Source organism: Jiella sp. M17.18 (genome assembly GCF_041027365.1).
Taxonomy (GTDB): Bacteria; Pseudomonadota; Alphaproteobacteria; order Rhizobiales; family Rhizobiaceae; genus VKMB-3413.
Genome location: NZ_JBFTEH010000012.1, coordinates 1 through 19131, shown reverse-complemented (window position 1 = coordinate 19131; position 19131 = coordinate 1). Strand labels below are relative to the sequence as shown.

Here is a 19131-nt window from a genome sequence, read left to right as displayed (position 1 = left end):
GCTATTTCGGCTGCGGCTGGTCCGGAACGGCGTTCGGCGGAATGACCGGCGTCGTGTTCGGCTCGGGATCCGGCGCCGGCGCCTGGATGCCGGGATCGCTGGTCGATGGCGGGGAGAGGACGCCGGAGCAGTCCGACAGCTTGTTCGAGAGGGTCTGGCCGGAGCCGCCGCCGCCCGGCTCAGCCTTGCAGGGATCGCCCATCGGGTTCTGACTGCCGGCCGGCGGCGCGCTCGACCGCGGCCCGGGCGCGGGAACCTCCGGGATCTGCGTCAGCGGCGTGTCGGGGGCGGGCGTGCCGGATGTCGCCGGCTGCTGTGCGCTGGCGGCGCCAAGGCCGGCTGCGAGCGCGAAGGCGGCAAGGCCGGCCGTCGGAAGATACAAGCGCATGAGATCGTTCCTGAATCGGAGAAGGTCCCTTGCACCTGGAACGCGCCGCAGGGCCGATGGCTCCCGCCGGCCGCGGAACCCGCGTCCGCCGCTGCCGGTTACCGACCGCACCAACAGGAGAGGAGCTCAAGGATGAGCATCGAGGCGGGACATCGGGCGGAACGGGATCTGGAGCTGCGCTGCGAGAACTGCTCCAACCACATCCACGTCTCCGAAGGCGACGTGATCCCGAAATGCCCGAGCTGCGGCAGCGAGCGCTATTACCAGCCGAAGAGCGGGCCGGGCGACGCGCGCTGAACGCCCGGTGACCGGAGCCCGGCGGGTCAGTCGCCGCCCGGCTCCTGCTTGCCCGCCTTCGGTTCAGGCGACGGCGCGGCCTTGCCCTGGCCGGTCTTGACCGCCTGCAGAGCCGCCTGGATGTCGCCGTTCACCGGCTGCGGCGCCGCCTGGTTCAGCTGCGGATCGTAGCAGAGCGTCGTCAGCGTCGGCTGGTGATCCGAGCCGAAAGGCGGCAGGACCTGGAAATCCGTCAGAGCGAACGCAGGCCCGAACAGCACCTCGTCCAGCGGCCAGCGCATGATCGTCGCGTTGGCCTTCCAGGTCGGATACCAGCCGCGGCCGAGGCGGGGGTCGAGGAGGTGGCCGATCCTCGCCGAACGCCGGACGATCGAGGACCAGGGCGTGGCGTTCATGTCGCCGATGAGGATCGAGGGCTGCTTGTCGTCCGCGATCGCCAGCGCCGCAGCCGAGACCACCGCATCGCGCTCGGCCGAGGACTGGCCGAAGGTCGGCGGCCGCGGATGGATGCCGTAGAAGCGGATGGTCTGGCCGGACGGCAGGGTGACGCCGGAGAAGACCGCGGGGTCGTGCGAATTGGCGAGGAAGCGGATGTCGGGCGAGACCAGCGGATATTTCGAGAGCAGCGTGATCCCGTAATAGTTCTGCGTGACGTAGTGCTTGAAGTGGGGATAGCGGTCGTGCATCTGGCGGAACTGTTCGTCCCACCACTTGTCGACCTCCTCGAAGAGCAGGACGTCGGCATCCGCCGATTTCACCTCGTCGAAGAGCCGGTTGTCGTGCTCGTTTGTCATCTGGACATTGGCCTCGAGAACGCGCAGCCGGTTGCCCGCCGGACAGCTCGCGGCACTCGCCGCCGCGACCGGCGCGATGGCGGAATAGGGCACCACGATCCAGCTCTGGACGCCGAGGGCGGCCGCCGCGACGAGGCTGGTGATAAGGCCGTACCAGCGCAGGCGCCCGGGCAGCCCGAGCGAGATCACCAGCACGATGACGGCGGCCCACAGGAACTCGACGCGCGGGAAGTCGAGGAAGCGCACCCACCAGCTGTTGGTGCCGAGGAAGGGCAGGAAGGTCACGACGATGAGGGCGAGGGCGAGCAGCGCCAGGAGCGCCCGCACGATGATCCATCCGATACCGATGCCGCCCCGTCGCTGCGCCATGCCGTGTCTCTCCTTCGCCGTCGCTGCAGTTCGGCGCGCCGTGGCGGGCCGGTCTGGCAGGGGAATGCACCGGGTCTGCCGAGGTTCGGCGCGAAATCGTTGCGGGGGAAAACGATCAGCGCCTGCCGCGGCGCGATCGGCGGTTCCTTCGTCCGCCGTCACATGGTCGGGCGCGCCTGCGACGGGGGCTCGTCTGAACCGCGCCTGGCGAGCACCGATTTTCCGGCTGTAGGGCGAGCCCCTACAACGGTTGCGTCCGCCGCCTAACTTTCCGCTTCGGCAACAGGGGCAACGGCATGGCAAACCCGCATCTGACGATCGATCCCGCAGCGTTCGACCCCGAGGGGATCGATCCCGAGCTCGCTCGGCTCAACCAGACGATCATCGCCGGCCACAAGGTTCGGCCGGATCCCTGGTCGATGCCGATCGCCGAGGTGCGCCGGTCGCGCAAGGAGGGGCGGGGCACCTTTCCCGCCGCGCCGAAGGACCGCGCGGCCGAGACAATCACCCATTACGGACCGGCCGGCCGGTCGATCCCGATCCGGGTGCTGCGGCCGTCGAACGGCGACACCCGCGGCACCTTCCTGCACATCCACGGCGGCGGCTGGGTGTGGGGCGGCGCCGAGGAGGGCGATCCGCGGCTGCGGCGCCTCGCCGACAATACCGGGCTCACCGTCGCCTCGGTGGAATATCGCCTGGCGCCGGAGCATCCCTTTCCCGCGGCGCCCGACGACTGCGTCGCCGTCGCGCTGGCGCTCGCGAACGGCAACCTGTCGCTGCCGCGCGGCGTCCTCGCGATCGGCGGCGAATCGGCGGGCGCGCACCTCTCCGTCCTGACGCTGATCCGGCTGCGCGACGACTACAGGCTGACGCCGTTCCGGGCCGCGAACCTCGTTGCCGGCTGCTACGACCTCTCGCTGACGCCGAGCGTGCGCGCCTTCGGCAAGGATCGGCTGGTGCTGAACACCGACGACGTGAAGGAGTTCGTCCTGCGCTTCGTTCCGGACCGCTACTCGCTGAAGGACCCGGCGGTGTCGCCGCTCTACGCCGACCTCAAGGGCCTGCCGCCGGCGCTGTTCTCCTGCGGGACGGCTGACCTCCTCGTCGACGACACGCTGTTCATGGCGGCGCGCTGGGCGAGCGCCGGCAATGCGGCGGAATTGTCCCTGACGAACGGCGGCGCGCACGTCTTCCAGAGCTTCCCCTCGGCCGCCGGCCGTAAGACGCTGGACGAGCAGGAGGCGTTTCTGAGGACGCGTCTCGGGCTGGAGTGAGGGCGGCAGAAGCGCACCGCCGGTCGGACGGAAACTCGCAGGACCGTCAGCGGCCGGGCGAGGTGGACGTCCGCGAGCCGGAGACGACGGGTGGCAGGGTCCGCCCTGTGTGGACGCCGCGTCGCGGCGTCAGCGCCGCTGGCTCGGCCTCGGCGCGCCATAGCGCAGACCGTCCATGATCAGCGCGACGAGCCGGCGCGAGCGTTCGTGCCAGTCCGGCCCGTCGGTCGCCGAATAGATGCTGGAGAGGGCGTGCAGGACGTCGGCGCTGTCGGCGTCGGGACGGATCGTGCCGGACTGGACGGCCTGCTCCATCAGGCGGCGAAAGGTGCGCGGCACGAGGCCGTGGGTCTCGGCGAAGAGCGGCGAATTCGATTCCAGGAGCAGCTTGAGGCTGTCGCGCATGCCGCGCTTGGTGGCGATGTAGTCGACATAGCGCTGCATCCATTCGGCGAGCGCCGCGTCCGGCGTCTCCTGGCGCAGGAGGTCGTCGGCGGCCGCGACGAGGCCCTCCACCTCGCGGCGATACACCGCCTCGATCAGCGCCTCGCGCGTCGGAAAGTGGCGGTAGAGCGTGCCGGTGCCGACGCCGGCCTCGCGGGCGATCGCCTCCAGCGAGGCGTCGACGCCGGACCGCGCGAAGGCCTTTGCCGCCGCGGCGGTCAGCTTGTCGCGGTTGCGCCGGGCGTCGGCGCGCAGCGGCCGCGGCGAAGCGCCGGCCTCGTCTGCCTCGTCTGCGGCCTCTGGCTTCTGAATGGACACGGTGGAAAGGCCTACTCGTCGAGAAATTTCCGGCGCCGGCCTTGAACCCGGACGGGCAGGGCATACTTCGGCAATAACCGGAGGCCCCTCCGGTTAATCCGGAGCAACCCGATCACCTTATCGCATCCCGGCGGCGGCCTGTCATCGCCCGCCCGTCATGGGATGCCGGATCGCCGCTTCGGACAGGCTTCCACAAGGGCCGGGACCCGCGTCAGCGACGGAGCCCGGCTTTCGGCAGGACCGATGGCAGAAAGGCCGGGCGCGAGCTGGTGCAGCGCATGGCCCAACTGACGGACGGTCCGTCCTTTGCCGCTCGAAGGAGACAGCTCATGGCGAGCCTCAGATCGATGGAACTGAATATCAACGGCGCGCTGCACGCCGTGACGCTGGAGCCGCGGGTGACGCTGCTCGACGCGCTGCGCGAGCATCTCGGCCTCACCGGCACCAAGAAGGGCTGCGACCAGGGCCAGTGCGGCGCCTGCACCGTCCATGTCGACGGCGAGCGGGTGCTCGCCTGCCTGACCCTCGCCGTACAGGCGGAGGGCAAGGCGGTGACGACGATCGAGGGTCTCGCCGGAAAAGACGGCGCGCCGCATCCCGTGCAGCAGGCCTTCCTCGAGGAGGACGCCTTCCAGTGCGGCTACTGCACGCCCGGCCAGATCATGTCCGCCGTCGCCTGCATCGAAGAGGGCCATGCCGGCTCCGATGACGAGATCCGCGAATTCATGGCCGGCAATCTCTGCCGCTGCGGCGCCTATAACGGCATCGTCGCGGCGGTGAAGAAGGCGGCGCAGCAGAGCGAAGAGGCCCGCGCATGATCGACTTCGACTATTCCCGCGCGACGAGCCTCGACGAGGCGGCGGCGCAGTCGCGCCATCCCGGCGCGATGCTGATCGCCGGCGGCACGACGCTGATCGACCTCGCCAAATGCGGCGTCGCCGAGCCGCGGACCGTCGTCGACATCACGCGGCTGCCGGACCTTTCCGCCGTCACGGTCGACGAGGCCGGCGCGACGATCGGCGCGCTGGCGACGATGAGCCGGGTCGCGGCCGATGCCGGCATCGAGGCGCGCTTTCCGGCGGTGTCGGAGGCGCTGCTCCTCGCGGCATCGGCGCAGCTGCGCAACATGGCGACGATCGGCGGCAATCTCCTGCAGCGCACCCGCTGCTCCTATTTCCGCGATCCCGCCGGCTATGCCGCCTGCAACAAGCGGGAGCCCGGCTCCGGCTGCGCGGCGCTGGAGAACGTCACGCGCGACCATGCGATCCTCGGCACCAGCGACCAGTGCATCGCCCTCTATCCCGGCGACCTCGCCGTGGCGCTGACGGCGCTCGGCGCGACGATTCGCACGACGAAGCGCGAGATCGCCATCACCGACTTCTTTCTGGAGCCCGGCGAAACGCCTGATCGCGAGACGGTGCTGGAGCCCGGCGAAGTGGTGACGGCGGTTCACGTCCCGGCGTCGAAGGCGGCGACGAATTCGACCTATCTGAAGGTCCGCGACCGCGCCTCCTACGAGTTCGCCGCGGCGAGCGCCGCGGTGGGGCTGGAGCTGGAGGCCGACGGGCGCACCATCCGCGACATCCGCGTCGCGCTCGGCGGCGTCGGCACCACGCCCTGGCGCGCGGAGGCGGTCGAAGCCGCGCTGACGGGCAGGGCACTCGACGAGGCGAGAGTGCGCGAGGCTGCCCGCTTCGCCGTCGAGGGCGCCAAGTCCTGGGCCGGCAACGCCTACAAGATCGAACTCGCGCCGCGCGTCGTCGCGCGGGCGATCCTCAAGGTCGGAGGGATCCAATGAGCCTCACGGACACGCCCGCCAAATACGGCAGTGCCGCCGACACCGAAGCCACCGGCCCGCTCGGCAGGGTCGCGATCCGCGGCGATGGCGGCCTGAAGGTCCGCGGCGGCGCGACCTATGCGCTGGAGCAGTCGGTGGAGAACCTTCTCCACTGCGTCCTCGTGCAGGCGACAATCGGCGCCGGCCGCGTCGTCTCGATCGACAAGGCGGCGGCGGAGGCCGCGCCGGGCGTGCGCCTGGTGCTCGATGCGGAGAATTCGCTGGCGCTGAAGCCGATGCCGGACTTCTTCGGCAACACCCCGCCGGGCGACACCTATGTGCCCTTCGCCCGCGACATCCGCTTCAACGGCGAACTCGTCGCGGCCGTCGTTGCCGATACGCTGGAACAGGCGCGCGCGGCCGCGGCCCTCATCGAGATCTCCTATGAGGAAGCGCCGGCGGTGCCGACCTTCGCCGACGAACGGGCCGGCGAGGGCCGGGCGGTCGATGCGCTGGCGAAGGAATGGGGCGAGCCGGATGGGCCCCATGCCGAGGCCGGGATGCGCTTTGCGGCCACCTACGAGACGCCGCGCGAGTACAACGTGCCGATCGAGCCGCACGGGCTGATCGCGCATTGGGAGGCGGACGACCGGCTGACGATCTACGAGCCGACGCAGTGGATCGACGGCACCGCCCGCAACTATGCCGGCTGGTTCGACCTGCCCTTCGACAATGTCCGCGTCCTCTCGCCCTTCATCGGCGGCGGCTTCGGCTCGAAGGCGCAAGGGCTGCCGCATTCGGCGGCGGCGGCGATCGCCGCGAAGATGCTGGGCCGGCCGGTCAAGCTCGCGGCGACGCGGCCGCAGACCTTCACCGCCTATGGCGGGCGGCCGGCGACGCGCCAGACGCTGACGCTCTCGGCGACGAAGGATGGCCGGCTCGTCTCGCTCGAGCACGACGCCTTCAGCGAGACCTCGGTCTACGGCACCTTCGCCGAGACGCTCGGCGTCGTCACCAAGATGATGTACGCGGTGCCGAACTTCCGGTCGCGCCAGCGCATCGTGCCGGTGAACACCGTGCTGCCCGGGCCATTCCGGGCGCCGGGCAAGAACCCCAGCGCCTTCGCGCTCGAATGCGCGATGGACGAGCTGGCGATCGAGCTGGGCCTCGATCCGGTGGAACTGCGCCGCCGCAACGAGCCGGACCACGACTTCGAGACCGGCAAGCCCTGGTCCTCGCGCCGGCTCCTGCAATGCTACGACGTCGCGGGCGAGGCGTTCGGCTGGGCAAAGCGCAATCCCGCGCCGCGCTCGATGCGCGAGGGCCGCGAGCTGATCGGCTGGGGCATGGCCGTCGGCACCCATCCCGTCTACGCCGCGCCCGGCGAGGCGACGGTGCGCGTCCTCTCGGACGGCTCGGTCGAGGTCTTGTCGAGCGCCATCGACATGGGAACGGGCACCTACACGATTCTCGCCCAGACCGCCGCCGAGGTGCTCGGCGTGCCGGTCGAGAAAGTGTCGGTGAAGCTCGGCGATTCCCGGCTCGGGCGCGCGCCGGTCGCCGGCGGCTCGCAGCTCGCCAACCTGATGACTGCGGCGGTTCACAAGACCGCGCAGGCCGCGCGCGACGAGCTGATCACGCTCGGCCTGACGGACCCGAACTCGCCCCTGCGGGGGGAGGCGAACACGCTCCTCGTGGAAGGCGGGACGATCGGCGCCTCGCGCGGCGGGGCGATCGGCATCGGCGAACTGCTCGCCGCCACCGGGCGCGACCATCTGGAGGTGACGCGGGACACCCTGCCGCCGGCGGAGCGCTCGGCCGAGGAGCGCCAGCGCATGTTCTCGACGCTCGCCGGCCGCGGATCGCTGCCCGAGGCGACGGTCTCGAAGCATTCCTTCTGCGCCCACTTCATTGAGGTGCGGGTGGACGAGGACTTCGGCACCGTCCGCGTCGCGCGCGTGGTCACCGCGCTCGATGCCGGCCGGCTCTACAATCCGAAGCTGGCGGAGAGCCAGTTCAAGGGCGGCATCGTCATGGGCATCGGCATGGCGCTGCTGGAAGAGGGCGTCACCGACCCGCGCAACGGCCGCATCCTGTCGTCGAACCTCGCGGACTACCGGATCGCGACCAATGCCGACGTGCCGGAGATCACCGCGATCTCGGTCGGCGAGCCGGACTATGACGCGACGCCGCTCGGCGGCAAGGCGGTGGGCGAGCTCGCCATCGTCGGGGTTGCCCCGGCGATCGCCAACGCCGTCTACCACGCGACGGGAAAACGCATCCGCCGCCTGCCGATCACGCTCGAAAGCCTGCTGTAGCGGGTCGATCTTCCCGATCCGATCGACGGCGTCGCGCCCGACAGCGCGGCGCCGTCGCTTTGACGGGAGCCCGGCGGTCAGGCGCCGAGATAGGCCTCGCGCACCGCCGGGTCGTTCTGCAGCTCGGCGATCGGTCCCTGGCCCACGATCTTGCCGGTTTCCATGACATAGCCGCGGTCGGCGACGGAGAAGGCGGCGAAGACGTCCTGCTCGACGAGGAGGACGGTGACGCCCTGGCTGCGGATGTCGGTGAGGACCTCCAGCAGCTGGTCGACGACGACCGGCGCGAGGCCGAGGCTCATCTCGTCGATCAGGAGCAGCTTCGGCGCCGCCATCAGGGCCCGGCCCATGGCGCACATCTGCTGCTCGCCGCCGGACATGTTGCCGGCGAGCTGGCGGCGCCGCTCCTTCAGCCGCGGGAACAGCTCGTAGACGCGCTCGAAGCTCTGGTCGAGGTTCGCCTTGTCCTTGCGCCGGAAGGCGCCCATCCTGAGATTCTCCTCGACCGTCATCTTGCCGAAGAGCTGCCGGCCCTCGGGCACCTGGACGAGACCGCGGGTGAAGGCGGCCTCCGGCGCCAACGGCAGCAGGTCGGTGCCGTCGAACTCCAGCGTGCCCTCGGCCTTGATGACGCGGGAGACGGCGCGCAGGAGGGTGGTCTTGCCCGCGCCGTTGGAGCCGACGAGGGCGACGATCTCGCCGCGCCCGACGGTCAGCGACACGTCGAACAGCACCGGCACGGCGCCGTAGCCGGCGGTAAGGTTCGCGATGTTCAGCAGCGTCTCGCTCATCACTGCCGCCTCCGTCCGAGATAGGCTTCCACGACGCGCGGATCCTCCAGCACCACGGCCGGGTCGCCCTCGGCGATCTTCTCGCCGTGGTTGAGGACGAGGACGCGGTCCGACAGGCTGCGGATCGCCTTGATGACGTGCTCGATCACGAGGATCGTCACGCCGCGCTCGCGCATCTTCTTGATCAGCTCGATCACCTCCTCGACCTCGACGGCGTTGAGGCCGGCCATCACCTCGTCGAGGAGCAGGAGCTTCGGCCCCATCGCCAGGGCCTTGGCGAATTCGAGCCGCTTGCGATCCGGGCCGCCGAGTGAATCGGCCTTGGCCTCGATGCGGTGGGAGAGGCCGGTGAACTCGATCCATTCGCGCGCCGATTCGCGCGCCTTGCCCGTCGCCTTCTCGCCGCCGTTCCGCCCGAACAGCGCACCGACGGTGACGTTCTCCAGGACCGACATGCCGGGGAAGGGCTTCATCACCTGGAAGGTCCGGCAGATGCCGAGATGGGCCCGCTGGTAGGGTGCCAGCGCGTCGATCGGCTGGCCCTCGAAGCGCAATTCGCCCTCGTTCGGCTTCAGCGTGCCGGAGATCATGTTGACGAGGGTCGTCTTGCCGGCGCCGTTCGGCCCGATCAGCCCGAGGATCTCGTTCTCGACCATCTCGAACGAGACCTGGTTGACCGAGACGAGGCCGGCGAAGCGCTTGGTGATGCCCTCCGCCTGCAGGATCGTCCGCCCTGCCGGCGCCTTGGCCGTGGTGTCTGCCAGCGCGCTCAAAGCCGGTTCTCCCGGATGTTCTGGAGGAAGTAGCGCGGCCCCTTGCCGCGCACGCCGCCGATCATGTTGGCGAGACCGCGCGGCATGAAGATCACCGCGAGCACGATGACGATGCCGAAGAGCAGCGCCGCCGCCGTCGAGATCGAGCTCGCCAGATATTCGTAGACCGCCGACAGGATGAAGGAGCCGACCAGCGGTCCGAAGACCGTGCCCGGGCCGCCGAACACCGCCATGATCACCATGCGCACGTTCAGCGTCGGATCGAAGGCGCTGGCCGGATCGATGAAGCTGATCCAGTAGGCGTGGATGCCGCCGGCGACGGCCGTGAACAGCGCCGAGAGGACCAGGGCGGTGATCTTGAAGGCGGTGGTGTTGATGCCCATCGTGCCGGCCGCGTCCTCGTCCTCGCGGATCGCGACGAGGCCCATGCCGAAGCGGCTCTTCGAGATCCAGAGGACGGTGAGCGTGCAGGCGACGAGGAGCGCCAGCGAGAGCTCGTAGAACATGGTGTCGGCGCGGATCAGCGGCAGGACGAGGCCGATGTTGGAGCCGGCGATCGGGATGTTGGAGACGATCGCGCCCATCGCCGCCGAGAGCCCCAGCGTCGCGATCGCGAAATAGGGGCCGCGGAGCCTGAGGATCGGCAGGCCGATTACCAGGGCGCAGAGGACGGCGAGCACGATGCCGAGGACGATGCCGACCCCGAAGGGCAACTGCATGTACTTGTTCGTCATGGCGATCGCAGTGCCGTAGGTGCCGAGACCGTAGAACACCGAATTGCCGAAGGAGACGTAGCCGGTGAAGCCGCCGAGGATGTTCCAGGCTTGGGCGAGGACGGCGAGGAGCAGCGCGTCGATGGCGAACTGCATCATCACGTCGCTCGCCACCCACGGCACGAAGACGAGGAGCACGACCACCACGAGGGCGAGGATAATGGAGACCGATTGCTTCATCAGGCGGCCCTCAGCGCGCGTGCGGGCCGGATCACGAGGACGACGACGAGAAGGCCGAAGCTGATGACGTCGCTGTAGGTCGGGCCGGCATAGAGTGCGGTCAGCGATTCCGCCACGCCGACGAAGATGCCGCCGAGGATGACGCCGAACGGATTGGCGAGGCCGCCGATGATGGCGATGACGAAGGACTTCGCCGTCAGGCTGGCGCCGATATAGGGGGTGAGGTGGGCGATCGTGCCGTAGAGGCCGCCCGCAGCCCCCGCGAGCGCGGCGCCGATGCCGAAGGTGACGGCGTAGAGCTGGCGCGGGTCGACGCCGTAGAGGCGCGCGGCGACGAGGTTCTGCGCCGTGGCGCGGATCGCCCGGCCGAGCGGCAGCTTGTTCAGCAGCAGCCAGACCGCACCGGCGAGCACCAACGCGATGACGAAGGCGCCGAGATTGACCAGCGGCACGGTGATGCCGAGCACCTGGACGTTCGAGCCGGCATAGCTCGGATTGATGGTGCGGAAGTCGGCGCTGAAGACCAGCTGGGCGAGATAGGTGATGACGACGTTCAGCCCGAAGGTGATCAGGAGCGTGTTCAGCATCGCCGAGCGCACGATCAGGTTCAGGACGAAGCGCTGCAGCAGGTAGCCGAAGACGAACATGCCGACGATGGCGATCGGCAGCGCCAGGAACGGGTCGATGCCGGCGCCGGTGAAGAGGTAGTAGACGGCGTAGCCGCCCAGCATGATCATCGCGCCATGGGCGAGATTGACGATGTTGAGGACGCCCCAGACGAGCGCCATGCCGAGGGCCATCAGGCCGTAGAGCCCGCCCAGGAGCACGCCGTTCACGAGGATCTGTGCCAGAAGCACGAAGCTGCCTCCCTGTTCCGCCGGCCGCATGGGCGGCCGATGCCTTGCCGGTCAACGATGATGAAGAAAACGGGACCGCGGCGAAAGGGCCGCGATCCCGTAAAGCTTGGAATCCGAACGGTTGGCCGGCCGGTCAGCCGCGCTTGCCCCAGGCCGGGATCGGATATTCCGGCTTGTTGAGGATCTTGTCGGTGTAGACCGGGACGAGCTTGCCCTTCTGGATCTGCACGACGATCTGCGGCAGCTCGATCTGGCCGTTCTCGCCATACTTGATGTGGGCGTAGAGGCTGTCGAAGTCCGACTTCGCGATCGCGTCGCGCACCTTCTTCGGGTCGAGCGAGCCGGCCTTCTCGATGGCGTAGACGAAGGTCTCGACGTCGGCCGCGCCCGAGGCGGCGTGGTAGTCCGGCTGGTAGCCGTACTTGGCCTGGTAGGCCTTGGCGAACTGCGCCGCGTCGCCGTACCACTTGTCCTTCAGCGAGGCGTCGGGCAGCCAGGAGGTCATGCCGAAGGCGTAGTTCGCATCCGAGCCGAGCGCCTTGCGGAAGTCGGCCGTCGGAACGCCGACGGTGAAGGAGTAGAAGTCCTTCGGATCGACGTTGAGGCTCTTCATCTGGCGGATGAAGTTGAGCGCGTCGGTCTCGTGGCCGCTCCACAGGATGGCGTCGACATTGGCCGACTTGATCTCGGAGAGGATCGAGGCGAACTCGCCGGCGCCGTCGCGGAACGACTGGTCGACGGCGATCCTCATGCCGGCGTCCTTGAGATGCTTGCGCGTGCCCTTGGCGACGGAGACGTCGAAGCTGTCGTCGGCGGCGACCAGCGCGACCGTCTTCGGCGCCGGATCGAGCTTCTGCAGCATGTCGATCGTCGAGGCGTAGTAGTCGTCGGCCGGCGGCAGCGTGCCGAAGATGTACTTGTAGCCGCGGGTGTAGATCTCGGTCGAGGCGCCGCCGCCCTGGACCATCGGCACCTGGTACTTCTCGGCGACCGAGGAATCGTTCAGCGCGAAGTTCGAGGCGAAGGGACCGAGCAGGAAGTTCACCTTGTCGGACGAGATCAGCTGCACGTACTGGCGCACGCTGAGGTTCACGTCGGACTGGTTGTCGAGGATGTCGAGCTCGAGCTTGTAGGTCTTGTCGCCGACCTTGACGCCGCCCGCGGCGTTGATCTTGTCGACCATCATCTTGTAGGCGTCGCGGTAGTAGCGGCCGGTGTTGGCCGAGGGGCCGGTCAGCTGCACCGAAGCGCCAAGCTTGATCACGTCCGCGGCCGAGGCGAGCGAGGTCGAGGCGGCCAGGAGCGCCACGGCTCCCAGCACTGTCATTGAATGCCGCATGGACATCCTCCCTGTTGTGTCCGCTTCGAACGGGCCAGGGCGCACATCGCCGGGCATCGTCCCTGCGATACTCCCGCACCCTGACGGAAGCCGGCTCTAGCTAACACGAAGAATCGCCGCCCTCCAGTCGAAACCGCGGGCGGCGCGGCGCAACCGGGAAGGGCGGCGTCTCGTCAGGTGAGGTGGCGCGCGGGAGCGCCTGCGGGGCCGCTATTGCGCCAGCGCGCTCTGGCGCATGCCGGTGCGCTTCAGGCTCATGCCGATGACCGGGACGTATTCCGAGGCGACGCGAACCGAGACGGTGATCGCGATCGTGTCGGCATCGTCGAGATGGGCGATTATCGCGCCCTTCAGCTGCTTGCGGTCGAGGCCGACGATCATCTTGTCGCCGTCGACATTGCCGGAGACGATGTCGAGGCCGCGGCCCTTCGCGCCGTCCTGGAAGGCGCCGCGATAGGTCTTGCCGCTGCGCACGACCTCGGCCCGCATCGGCTGCGAGAACAGCCCGACCCGGCAGGAGCCGTCGAGCGCCACGCCGACGCTCTTCGACGGCCGCTCGCCATCGAAGGTGCAGACGAACTTGGTGCCCTTGTACTTGCCGGCGACGACTTCGCCGGGCCCGGACCAGGTGCCCTGGACCTTCTGGAAGAAGGCTTCGTCGGAATCGGCGAAGGCGGGAGTCGCCAGAGCCGAGCCGGCGATGGCAAGGGCGAGACCGGCGGCGGCGAGACGCGGCATGGGGAAACCTTCCTGATTGGCAAATCAATCGTTTACCATGCCATCATCGCTGGGAAGGGTTAATCAAGCCTTGCCGAGGCCGCGCTTTCGCATCGCCCGTGCCGCGACCGAATCCGCCGCCCCGCCGACCGGCGAGAGCTCGGCGAGCATGTCCGAGAGCGTCGGCCGGCGCAGGCGCAGGAAGGGCAGCGGCCGGCAGAGGTCCATGGCGGCGAGGCCGACGCGGGCGGTCAGGAGGCCGTTGACGACGCCTTCGCCGAGCCGGGAGGACAGGCGCGAGGCGACACCGTGCCCCAGCAGCTGCTGCACGACGCCGTCGCCGACGGCGATCGAGCCGGTGACGGCGAGATGGGCGACGACGTTGCGGGTGAGCCGGATGAGGCCGAGCGTGCCGGGCCGCGCCCCGTAGAGCTCGGACACCCGGCGGATCAGCTTCACCGTCTCGAACAGCACGTAGGAGACGTCGACCAGCGCCTTGGGGCTGACGGCGGTCACCACCGAGACGCGCTTCGCCGAGGCGAGCACCAGCGCCCGCGCCTCGACGTCCAGCGGCCCGAGCAGTTCGCGCTCGGCGAGCGCCACGAGATCGGCGGGGTCGATGACGTCGTCGACTGTCTCGGCGAGCCGCGCGCGCCCCTCAGCCGTCTGCGGCCGGCCGGCGATCAGCGCGGTCAGCGCCGTGACGGCGGCGCGCGCCTCCGCCAGACGGTCCGACTGGTAGGCGGCCAGGCCCCGCTGGCGCTCGCGGTCGACGGCCGAGAGCCGCATCAGCCCGATCGCCTCGCGCGCCGCGACGCCGACAGCCCCTATCACGAACAGCGCCGCGGCGGCGAGCGCCGCCCAGCCGAGCCATTCGTTGCGGGCGAAGAGGGAGCGCACGATGTCGTCGATCGCGAGCCCGACGGCGAAGGAGAGGAGGATGCCGAAGGCGGTGACGAAGAGCTTGCCGAAGGAGAAGCCGCGCCGGACGGGTGACGCAGGCTCGTCCAGCGTGTCGAGGACGTCGTCGTCGATGGCCTCGTCCGGCTCGATCTCCAGCCGCGCGAGATCGTCGAAGGCCTTGGGGGCGCGGGACGGCTGTGCCGGCGGCTCGGCGAACGCCGTCCTTTGCCGAGCCTGATCGCGTGCGGCCGGCTGCGGCCGCACGGTCTCCGGCTCCGGCTCGGAGCCCGGCAGGCGATAGGCGCCCGGCTGGCGCCGGGACCGCGGCGTCTCGTCGCTCATGCCAGCCGATCTCCCAGGAGGAATTCCAGCGCGCGGTCGAGCCGGATATGCGGCAGCGAGAGGGTGATCCCCTCCGGGCTCTTCTCCAGCCGTGGCGGCTTGAAGCGGACGAACTGCACGGCGCCGTGCTGCAACTCGCCGTCGGCGCGGAAGAGCTCCCCCGGATCAGCCGGCAGGTCGCCCGGAAAGATGCCGGTCTCGCTCGTCCCGTCGAAGGTCTCGGCGCCGATCCGCTCGCCCGCCGCCGGCGTGCCGACGATCAGCGGCAGCGTCTCGCCGTTTTCCTCGATGCTCGCCTCGCGCGTCGCGCGCACGGCGGCGAGCGCCAGCACCTCGGTCTTCGCGCCGGAGAACTTTGCGCGCGCGATGGCGTCGTCGACGAGCCGCTTCACGATCGCCTCCAGCCGCCGGTGGCTCTCGCGGTGGAGATGGTCGGCCTTGGTCGCGGCGACGAGGATCTTGTCGATCCTGCGGGTGAGGAAGGAGCCGAGCCAGGAGGTGCGGCCGGGGCGGAAGCAGGCGAGGATGTCGGTCAGCGCGGTTTCGAGGTCGGCGACCGCCTCCGGCCCGGCATTGATCGCCTGCAGGACGTCGACCAGCAGGATCTGCCGGTCGAGCCGCGCGAAATGCTCGCGGAAGAACGGCTTCACCACCACCGACTTGTAGGCCTCGTAGCGGCGGGCCAGGAGATGGGCGAGAGAGCCCTTCCTGTAGGTCTTGCCGGGCTCGACCGGGAGCGGGGCAAAGGACAGCGCGGGCGAGCCGTCGAGGTCGCCCGGCATCAGGAAGCGGCCGGGCGGCAGGGTCGACAGCGCCGTGGCATCCGCGCGGCAGGCCTGGAGATAGTCCGCGAAGGCGGTCTTCAGCGCCTGCACGGTCGGCTCGTCGGCCTTGGCATCGAGGTCGATGCCGTCGATGAGGGCGAGATACGGCGCCGCCTGGTCGTGACGGGACGGCAGGCGCGCGCGTTCGATCGCTTCCTGAGAAAACGTCGCGAAGTCCTTGTCGATCAAGGGAAGATCGAGCAGCCATTCGCCGGGATAATCGACGATGTCGATCGACAGCCGCCCGCCCGGCAGCATGCGCCGCCAGCCGGAGGCCGATTCGAAGTCGACGGTGAGCCTCACCTCGGAGATCGCCCGCGTCGACTGCGGCCAGCCACGATCCTCCAGGATCGTGCGGATGTGCTCCTCGTACTGGAAGCGCGGCACCGCGTCGTCCGGCTGTTCCTCCAGATAGGTGCCGAGGATGCGCCCGTCGGCCTGCGCCCGGAACATCGGGAGCCGCCCGCCATGCAGGAGATTGTGGACGAGGGCGGTGATGAACACCGTCTTGCCGGCGCGCGACAGGCCGGTGACGCCGAGCCGCAGCGACGGATTGAGGAGGTGGGTCGTGCGGTCGGTGAAATTGTCGAAGACGAGCCGGGCCTCGTCGGCAAGGGAGGTCATCGGGGCGAGCGGCCGTCCTGGGAGGTGAGAGGTCGTTCCCGCCGATATAGGAGCCGGGGCGGCGGACCGGTAGGGCAAGGCGGGCCTCAGGCGCCGCGCCTCCCAACGGGAAGTCGGTCAGTGTCGCCCGCGCGGCACGATCACTTGCTCCAGGAAGCCGTCGCCGGGGCGGATCCCTTGAAGGGAGCCGTCGAAGCCGATCCGGGCGAGCGCGCAGGTGGGGAAGCCCTCGGCGATGGCGGCGCTCGCATCCGCCTCGCCGTCCGGGGCGAGTGCGCGCGCGACCGCCTCGACCATCGGGTTGTGGCCGATCAGAAGCAGTGCCCGGCGATCGCCGTGCCGGTGCGCGGCGGCGAGATAGGCCTCGGCGCCGAGCGCATAGAGATCGTCCGAGACTTCGACGGGAAGGTCCGAAGCCAGCGCCGGTCGGATGCCGTCGAGCGTCTCGGTCGCCCGCGTGGCGCTGGAGCAGACGATGGCGTCGAAGGCGATGCCGCTCCGCCGGATCGCCTCGCACAGGCGGCTCGCGTCCTTGCGGCCGCGCTCGTCGAGCGGGCGCTGATGGTCGCGCTGCCCCGGGCTCGCCCAGGACGAGTGCGCATGGCGCAGCAGGAAGAGGTGGCTTCGTCGCGGCATCCCCATTCGACTAGGCCGAATCGGGGCCGCGGGCAATGCGCCGCGACGGCGCGGGGTGCGTCACCGGCGGGCCCCGCGCCCGGTCAGGCGGTCTTCGTCAGATGCCGGTGTGCGGCATAGAGCGCGATCGCCGCCGCGTTCGAGACGTTCAGCGAGCGGATCGCGCCGGGCATGTCGAGCCGGGCGAGGCGGTCGACGGTGCCGCGCGTCTTCTGGCGCAGGCCCTTGCCCTCGGCGCCGAGGACGATGGCGAGCTTCTCGCCCGTCAGCGCGGTCTCGAAGTCGGCGTCGGCGTCGGAATCGAGGCCGATGGTCAGGAAGCCCTCGCGCGCGAGCTCTTCCAGCCCCTCGGCGAGATTGCCGACCAGCATCTGCGGCACGTGCTCGAGCGCCCCGGAGGCCGCCTTGGCGAGGACGCCGCTCTCCTGGGGCGAGTGGCGCGCTGTCGTCACCACCGCATCGGCGGCGAACGCCGTCGCCGAACGCAGAATCGCCCCGACATTGTGCGGGTCGGTGATCTGGTCGAGCACCAGCACCAGCCGCGCATCGGAAAGGTCCGAGAAGCGGTGCGGCGCCAGCGGATCGGCCTCCAGCGCGACGCCCTGGTGCACCGCCTCGGTGCCGAGTTCGCTGTCCAGCCGCTTCGGCTCGACGATCTCGACGGGGCAGGGGATCGCGGCCTCGTCGATCTCCAGCCGCGCCAGCGCATTGCGGGTGGCGAGCAGCCGGTGGAGCCGCCGCTTCGGGTTCTGCAGGGCTGCCGCGACCGTATGCAGGCCGTAGAGCCAGACATGGCCCGCGGGCGGCGGCTTGCCGGGAACAGGCGGCCGCTTCGGCCGCGGCGTGCCGGGCTGGCCCGGCGGGCGGTTGCGGTCGCGATGGGCGCGCCGGAGCTTGGCGTAGTGGCTGTCCTTGGGACTGCCGGAGGCGGTGTCGTCGGTCATGCCCGCTGCTTACGCCAGAGAAAGCGCGCGCTCAACGGCGGCGGTTGCCGGTATGGCCGGGTGCCGGCGGACCGAAGCGTCTGGGTGCAGAATCGCGGGCCGACCGTCCTTCGCCCGCCGAACGTCGTCCGCGCCGTCCGAAGCTGCTCGTCCGGCCGCAAGCTCCGGCCGCCCCGGTGGTTCGCCCGTCATCGAAACGACAACTCGAAAATCCGACCGTTGACAGACGGGCTTCAGCCTTTCATAAGGCCGCTCGGACGCGAGGCCGGTCGCAGGATCGGTCGACGCTCCTTGTTGCCCGAAGCGCTGAGGCGCGTCGCGGCAGCGGGATCGGAGGGGTGTCCGAGTGGTTAAAGGAGACGGACTGTAAATCCGTTCGCTTAGCGTACGCTGGTTCGAATCCAGCCCCCTCCACCACCGCTTCCCAGAGCCGGGCATTTCGCATAAGCTCTGTGGCGTTGCGGGTATAGCTCAATGGTAGAGCAGCAGCCTTCCAAGCTGAATACGCGGGTTCGATTCCCGCTACCCGCTCCAGGTTCGCTGGCTCGATAGTCCCTGTCGCCTCCGTCATCGGGACCGCGCGCCATCGCAACGCCGGTGCCGCATATTCCAGGGCGATGGTCCGCTCCCGGGCGCTTGTCGAAGACGACGAAAATCAGTCGCCAGGCGTCACGGTTTCGGCCGGGCTTTGCCGTTCGGCGATTCGGCGTCTGGGGCAGGCGGACTTGAAACCCCCTTCGAACGTCATTATTGCGGGCTCGTCTTCGGCGGGGCGAAGATCCGGTAACGGTCCCGCTGTCAATTTCGGGAAGCGGAACAGGCGATGGCCAAGGGTAAATTCGAGCGCAACAAGCCGCATGTGAACATCGGGACGATCGGTCACGTCGACCACGGGAAGACGTCTCTGACGGCGGCGATCACGAAGTATTTCGGCGAGTACCGGGCCTACGACCAGATCGACGCGGCGCCGGAGGAGAAGGCGCGCGGCATCACGATCTCGACGGCGCATGTGGAGTACGAGACGGAGAGCCGTCGCTATGCCCATGTCGACTGCCCGGGGCATGCCGACTACGTGAAGAACATGATCACCGGCGCGGCGCAGATGGACGGCGCGATCCTGGTGGTGTCGGCGGCGGACGGCCCGATGCCGCAGACGCGCGAGCACATCCTGCTCGCCCGCCAGGTCGGCGTTCCGGCGATCGTGGTGTTCCTGAACAAGGTCGACCAGGTCGACGACGCGGAGCTTCTGGAGCTCGTCGAGCTCGAGGTGCGCGAGCTTCTGTCGTCCTACGAGTTCCCCGGCGACGACATTCCGATCATCAAGGGTTCGGCGCTTGCGGCTCTCGAGGATTCGAACAAGGAGATCGGCGAGGACGCGGTGCGGGCGCTGATGAAGGAAGTCGACGCCTACATCCCGACGCCGGAGCGTCCGATCGACCAGCCGTTCCT

19 protein-coding genes and 2 tRNA genes are annotated in these 19131 nt (G+C 69.5%); 8 read left to right on the top strand and 13 right to left on the bottom strand.

Annotated elements, in window-relative coordinates; genetic code table 11:
• Position 1 precedes the first annotated feature (1 nt).
• Complete coding sequence (locus AB5S17_RS19230; RefSeq protein ID WP_369242407.1) at positions 2 to 388, bottom strand: hypothetical protein; 387 nt, start codon at positions 386 to 388, stop codon at positions 2 to 4.
• A 132-nt stretch (positions 389 to 520) separates the two neighbouring features.
• On the opposite strand from AB5S17_RS19230, the gene AB5S17_RS19225 reads away from it, so the two are divergent.
• Positions 521 to 685: a hypothetical protein gene (locus tag AB5S17_RS19225; RefSeq protein ID WP_369242405.1), complete on the top strand. Its 165-nt coding sequence runs from the start codon at positions 521 to 523 to the stop codon at positions 683 to 685.
• Positions 686 to 711: 26 nt separating this feature from the next.
• Here AB5S17_RS19225 and AB5S17_RS19220 read toward each other — a convergent pair whose 3' ends face one another.
• Positions 712 to 1848, bottom strand: a complete 1137-nt coding sequence (locus tag AB5S17_RS19220; protein ID WP_369242403.1) for an endonuclease/exonuclease/phosphatase family protein — start codon at positions 1846 to 1848, stop codon at positions 712 to 714.
• Between the two features lie 296 nt (positions 1849 to 2144).
• On the opposite strand from AB5S17_RS19220, the gene AB5S17_RS19215 reads away from it, so the two are divergent.
• A complete protein-coding gene (locus AB5S17_RS19215) occupies positions 2145 to 3122 on the top strand; it encodes an alpha/beta hydrolase (protein WP_369242401.1) in 978 nt (325 codons plus the stop codon).
• Between the two features lie 129 nt (positions 3123 to 3251).
• Here the strand turns inward: AB5S17_RS19215 and AB5S17_RS19210 are convergent, their stop codons facing one another.
• The gene (locus AB5S17_RS19210) at positions 3252 to 3878 is read right to left on the bottom strand and encodes a TetR/AcrR family transcriptional regulator (RefSeq protein WP_369242676.1); all 627 of its coding nucleotides are present in this window, start codon (positions 3876 to 3878) and stop codon (positions 3252 to 3254) included.
• 335 nt (positions 3879 to 4213) lie between these two features.
• Here AB5S17_RS19210 and AB5S17_RS19205 point away from each other — a divergent pair, with 335 nt between their 5' ends.
• The 3 genes from AB5S17_RS19205 to AB5S17_RS19195 are packed head-to-tail and all read left to right on the top strand — an operon-like array spanning position 4214 to position 7979.
• On the top strand, positions 4214 to 4702 hold the full coding sequence (locus tag AB5S17_RS19205; protein WP_369242399.1) for a (2Fe-2S)-binding protein: 489 nt from the start codon (positions 4214 to 4216) through the stop codon (positions 4700 to 4702).
• Positions 4699 to 5682 (top strand): xanthine dehydrogenase family protein subunit M, encoded by a 984-nt coding sequence (locus AB5S17_RS19200; protein WP_369242397.1) that lies wholly within the window; start codon positions 4699 to 4701, stop codon positions 5680 to 5682. The genes AB5S17_RS19205 and AB5S17_RS19200 overlap by 4 nt, the downstream gene beginning before the upstream one ends.
• A complete protein-coding gene (locus AB5S17_RS19195) occupies positions 5679 to 7979 on the top strand; it encodes a xanthine dehydrogenase family protein molybdopterin-binding subunit (protein WP_369242395.1) in 2301 nt (766 codons plus the stop codon). Before AB5S17_RS19200 ends, AB5S17_RS19195 begins: the two co-directional genes overlap by 4 nt.
• A gap of 77 nt (positions 7980 to 8056) precedes the next feature.
• Here AB5S17_RS19195 and AB5S17_RS19190 read toward each other — a convergent pair whose 3' ends face one another.
• The 10 genes from AB5S17_RS19190 to rlmB form a co-directional block, all read right to left on the bottom strand.
• Complete coding sequence (locus AB5S17_RS19190) at positions 8057 to 8770, bottom strand: ABC transporter ATP-binding protein (RefSeq protein WP_369242393.1); 714 nt, start codon at positions 8768 to 8770, stop codon at positions 8057 to 8059.
• Positions 8770 to 9495 (bottom strand): ABC transporter ATP-binding protein, encoded by a 726-nt coding sequence (locus tag AB5S17_RS19185; protein ID WP_369242674.1) that lies wholly within the window; start codon positions 9493 to 9495, stop codon positions 8770 to 8772. Before AB5S17_RS19185 ends, AB5S17_RS19190 begins: the two co-directional genes overlap by 1 nt.
• Positions 9496 to 9539: 44 nt before the next feature.
• Positions 9540 to 10496: a branched-chain amino acid ABC transporter permease gene (locus AB5S17_RS19180; RefSeq protein WP_369242391.1), complete on the bottom strand. Its 957-nt coding sequence runs from the start codon at positions 10494 to 10496 to the stop codon at positions 9540 to 9542.
• A complete protein-coding gene (locus AB5S17_RS19175; protein WP_369242672.1) occupies positions 10496 to 11296 on the bottom strand; it encodes a branched-chain amino acid ABC transporter permease in 801 nt (266 codons plus the stop codon). The genes AB5S17_RS19180 and AB5S17_RS19175 overlap by 1 nt, the downstream gene beginning before the upstream one ends.
• A 190-nt stretch (positions 11297 to 11486) precedes the next feature.
• The gene (locus AB5S17_RS19170; protein WP_369242389.1) at positions 11487 to 12692 is read right to left on the bottom strand and encodes an amino acid ABC transporter substrate-binding protein; all 1206 of its coding nucleotides are present in this window, start codon (positions 12690 to 12692) and stop codon (positions 11487 to 11489) included.
• Between the two features lie 210 nt (positions 12693 to 12902).
• A complete protein-coding gene (locus tag AB5S17_RS19165; protein ID WP_369242387.1) occupies positions 12903 to 13430 on the bottom strand; it encodes a hypothetical protein in 528 nt (175 codons plus the stop codon).
• A 63-nt stretch (positions 13431 to 13493) separates the two neighbouring features.
• The gene (locus tag AB5S17_RS19160; RefSeq protein ID WP_369242385.1) at positions 13494 to 14654 is read right to left on the bottom strand and encodes a YcjF family protein; all 1161 of its coding nucleotides are present in this window, start codon (positions 14652 to 14654) and stop codon (positions 13494 to 13496) included.
• A complete protein-coding gene (locus tag AB5S17_RS19155; RefSeq protein ID WP_369242383.1) occupies positions 14651 to 16102 on the bottom strand; it encodes a YcjX family protein in 1452 nt (483 codons plus the stop codon). Before AB5S17_RS19155 ends, AB5S17_RS19160 begins: the two co-directional genes overlap by 4 nt.
• A 117-nt stretch (positions 16103 to 16219) precedes the next feature.
• Positions 16220 to 16738: a histidine phosphatase family protein gene (locus AB5S17_RS19150; protein WP_369242381.1), complete on the bottom strand. Its 519-nt coding sequence runs from the start codon at positions 16736 to 16738 to the stop codon at positions 16220 to 16222.
• An 83-nt stretch (positions 16739 to 16821) separates the two neighbouring features.
• Positions 16822 to 17682: a 23S rRNA (guanosine(2251)-2'-O)-methyltransferase RlmB gene (gene rlmB / locus AB5S17_RS19145; protein ID WP_369242379.1), complete on the bottom strand. Its 861-nt coding sequence runs from the start codon at positions 17680 to 17682 to the stop codon at positions 16822 to 16824.
• A gap of 332 nt (positions 17683 to 18014) precedes the next feature.
• On the opposite strand from rlmB, the gene AB5S17_RS19140 reads away from it, so the two are divergent.
• The 3 genes from AB5S17_RS19140 to AB5S17_RS19130 all read left to right on the top strand — a co-directional run.
• Positions 18015 to 18099, top strand: a tRNA-Tyr gene (locus tag AB5S17_RS19140).
• Positions 18100 to 18142: 43 nt separating this feature from the next.
• Positions 18143 to 18216, top strand: a tRNA-Gly gene (locus AB5S17_RS19135).
• 289 nt (positions 18217 to 18505) lie between these two features.
• Positions 18506 to 19131, top strand: a 626-nt coding sequence (locus AB5S17_RS19130; protein WP_369242377.1) for a GTP-binding protein, incomplete at its 3' end; no start/stop codon positions are given.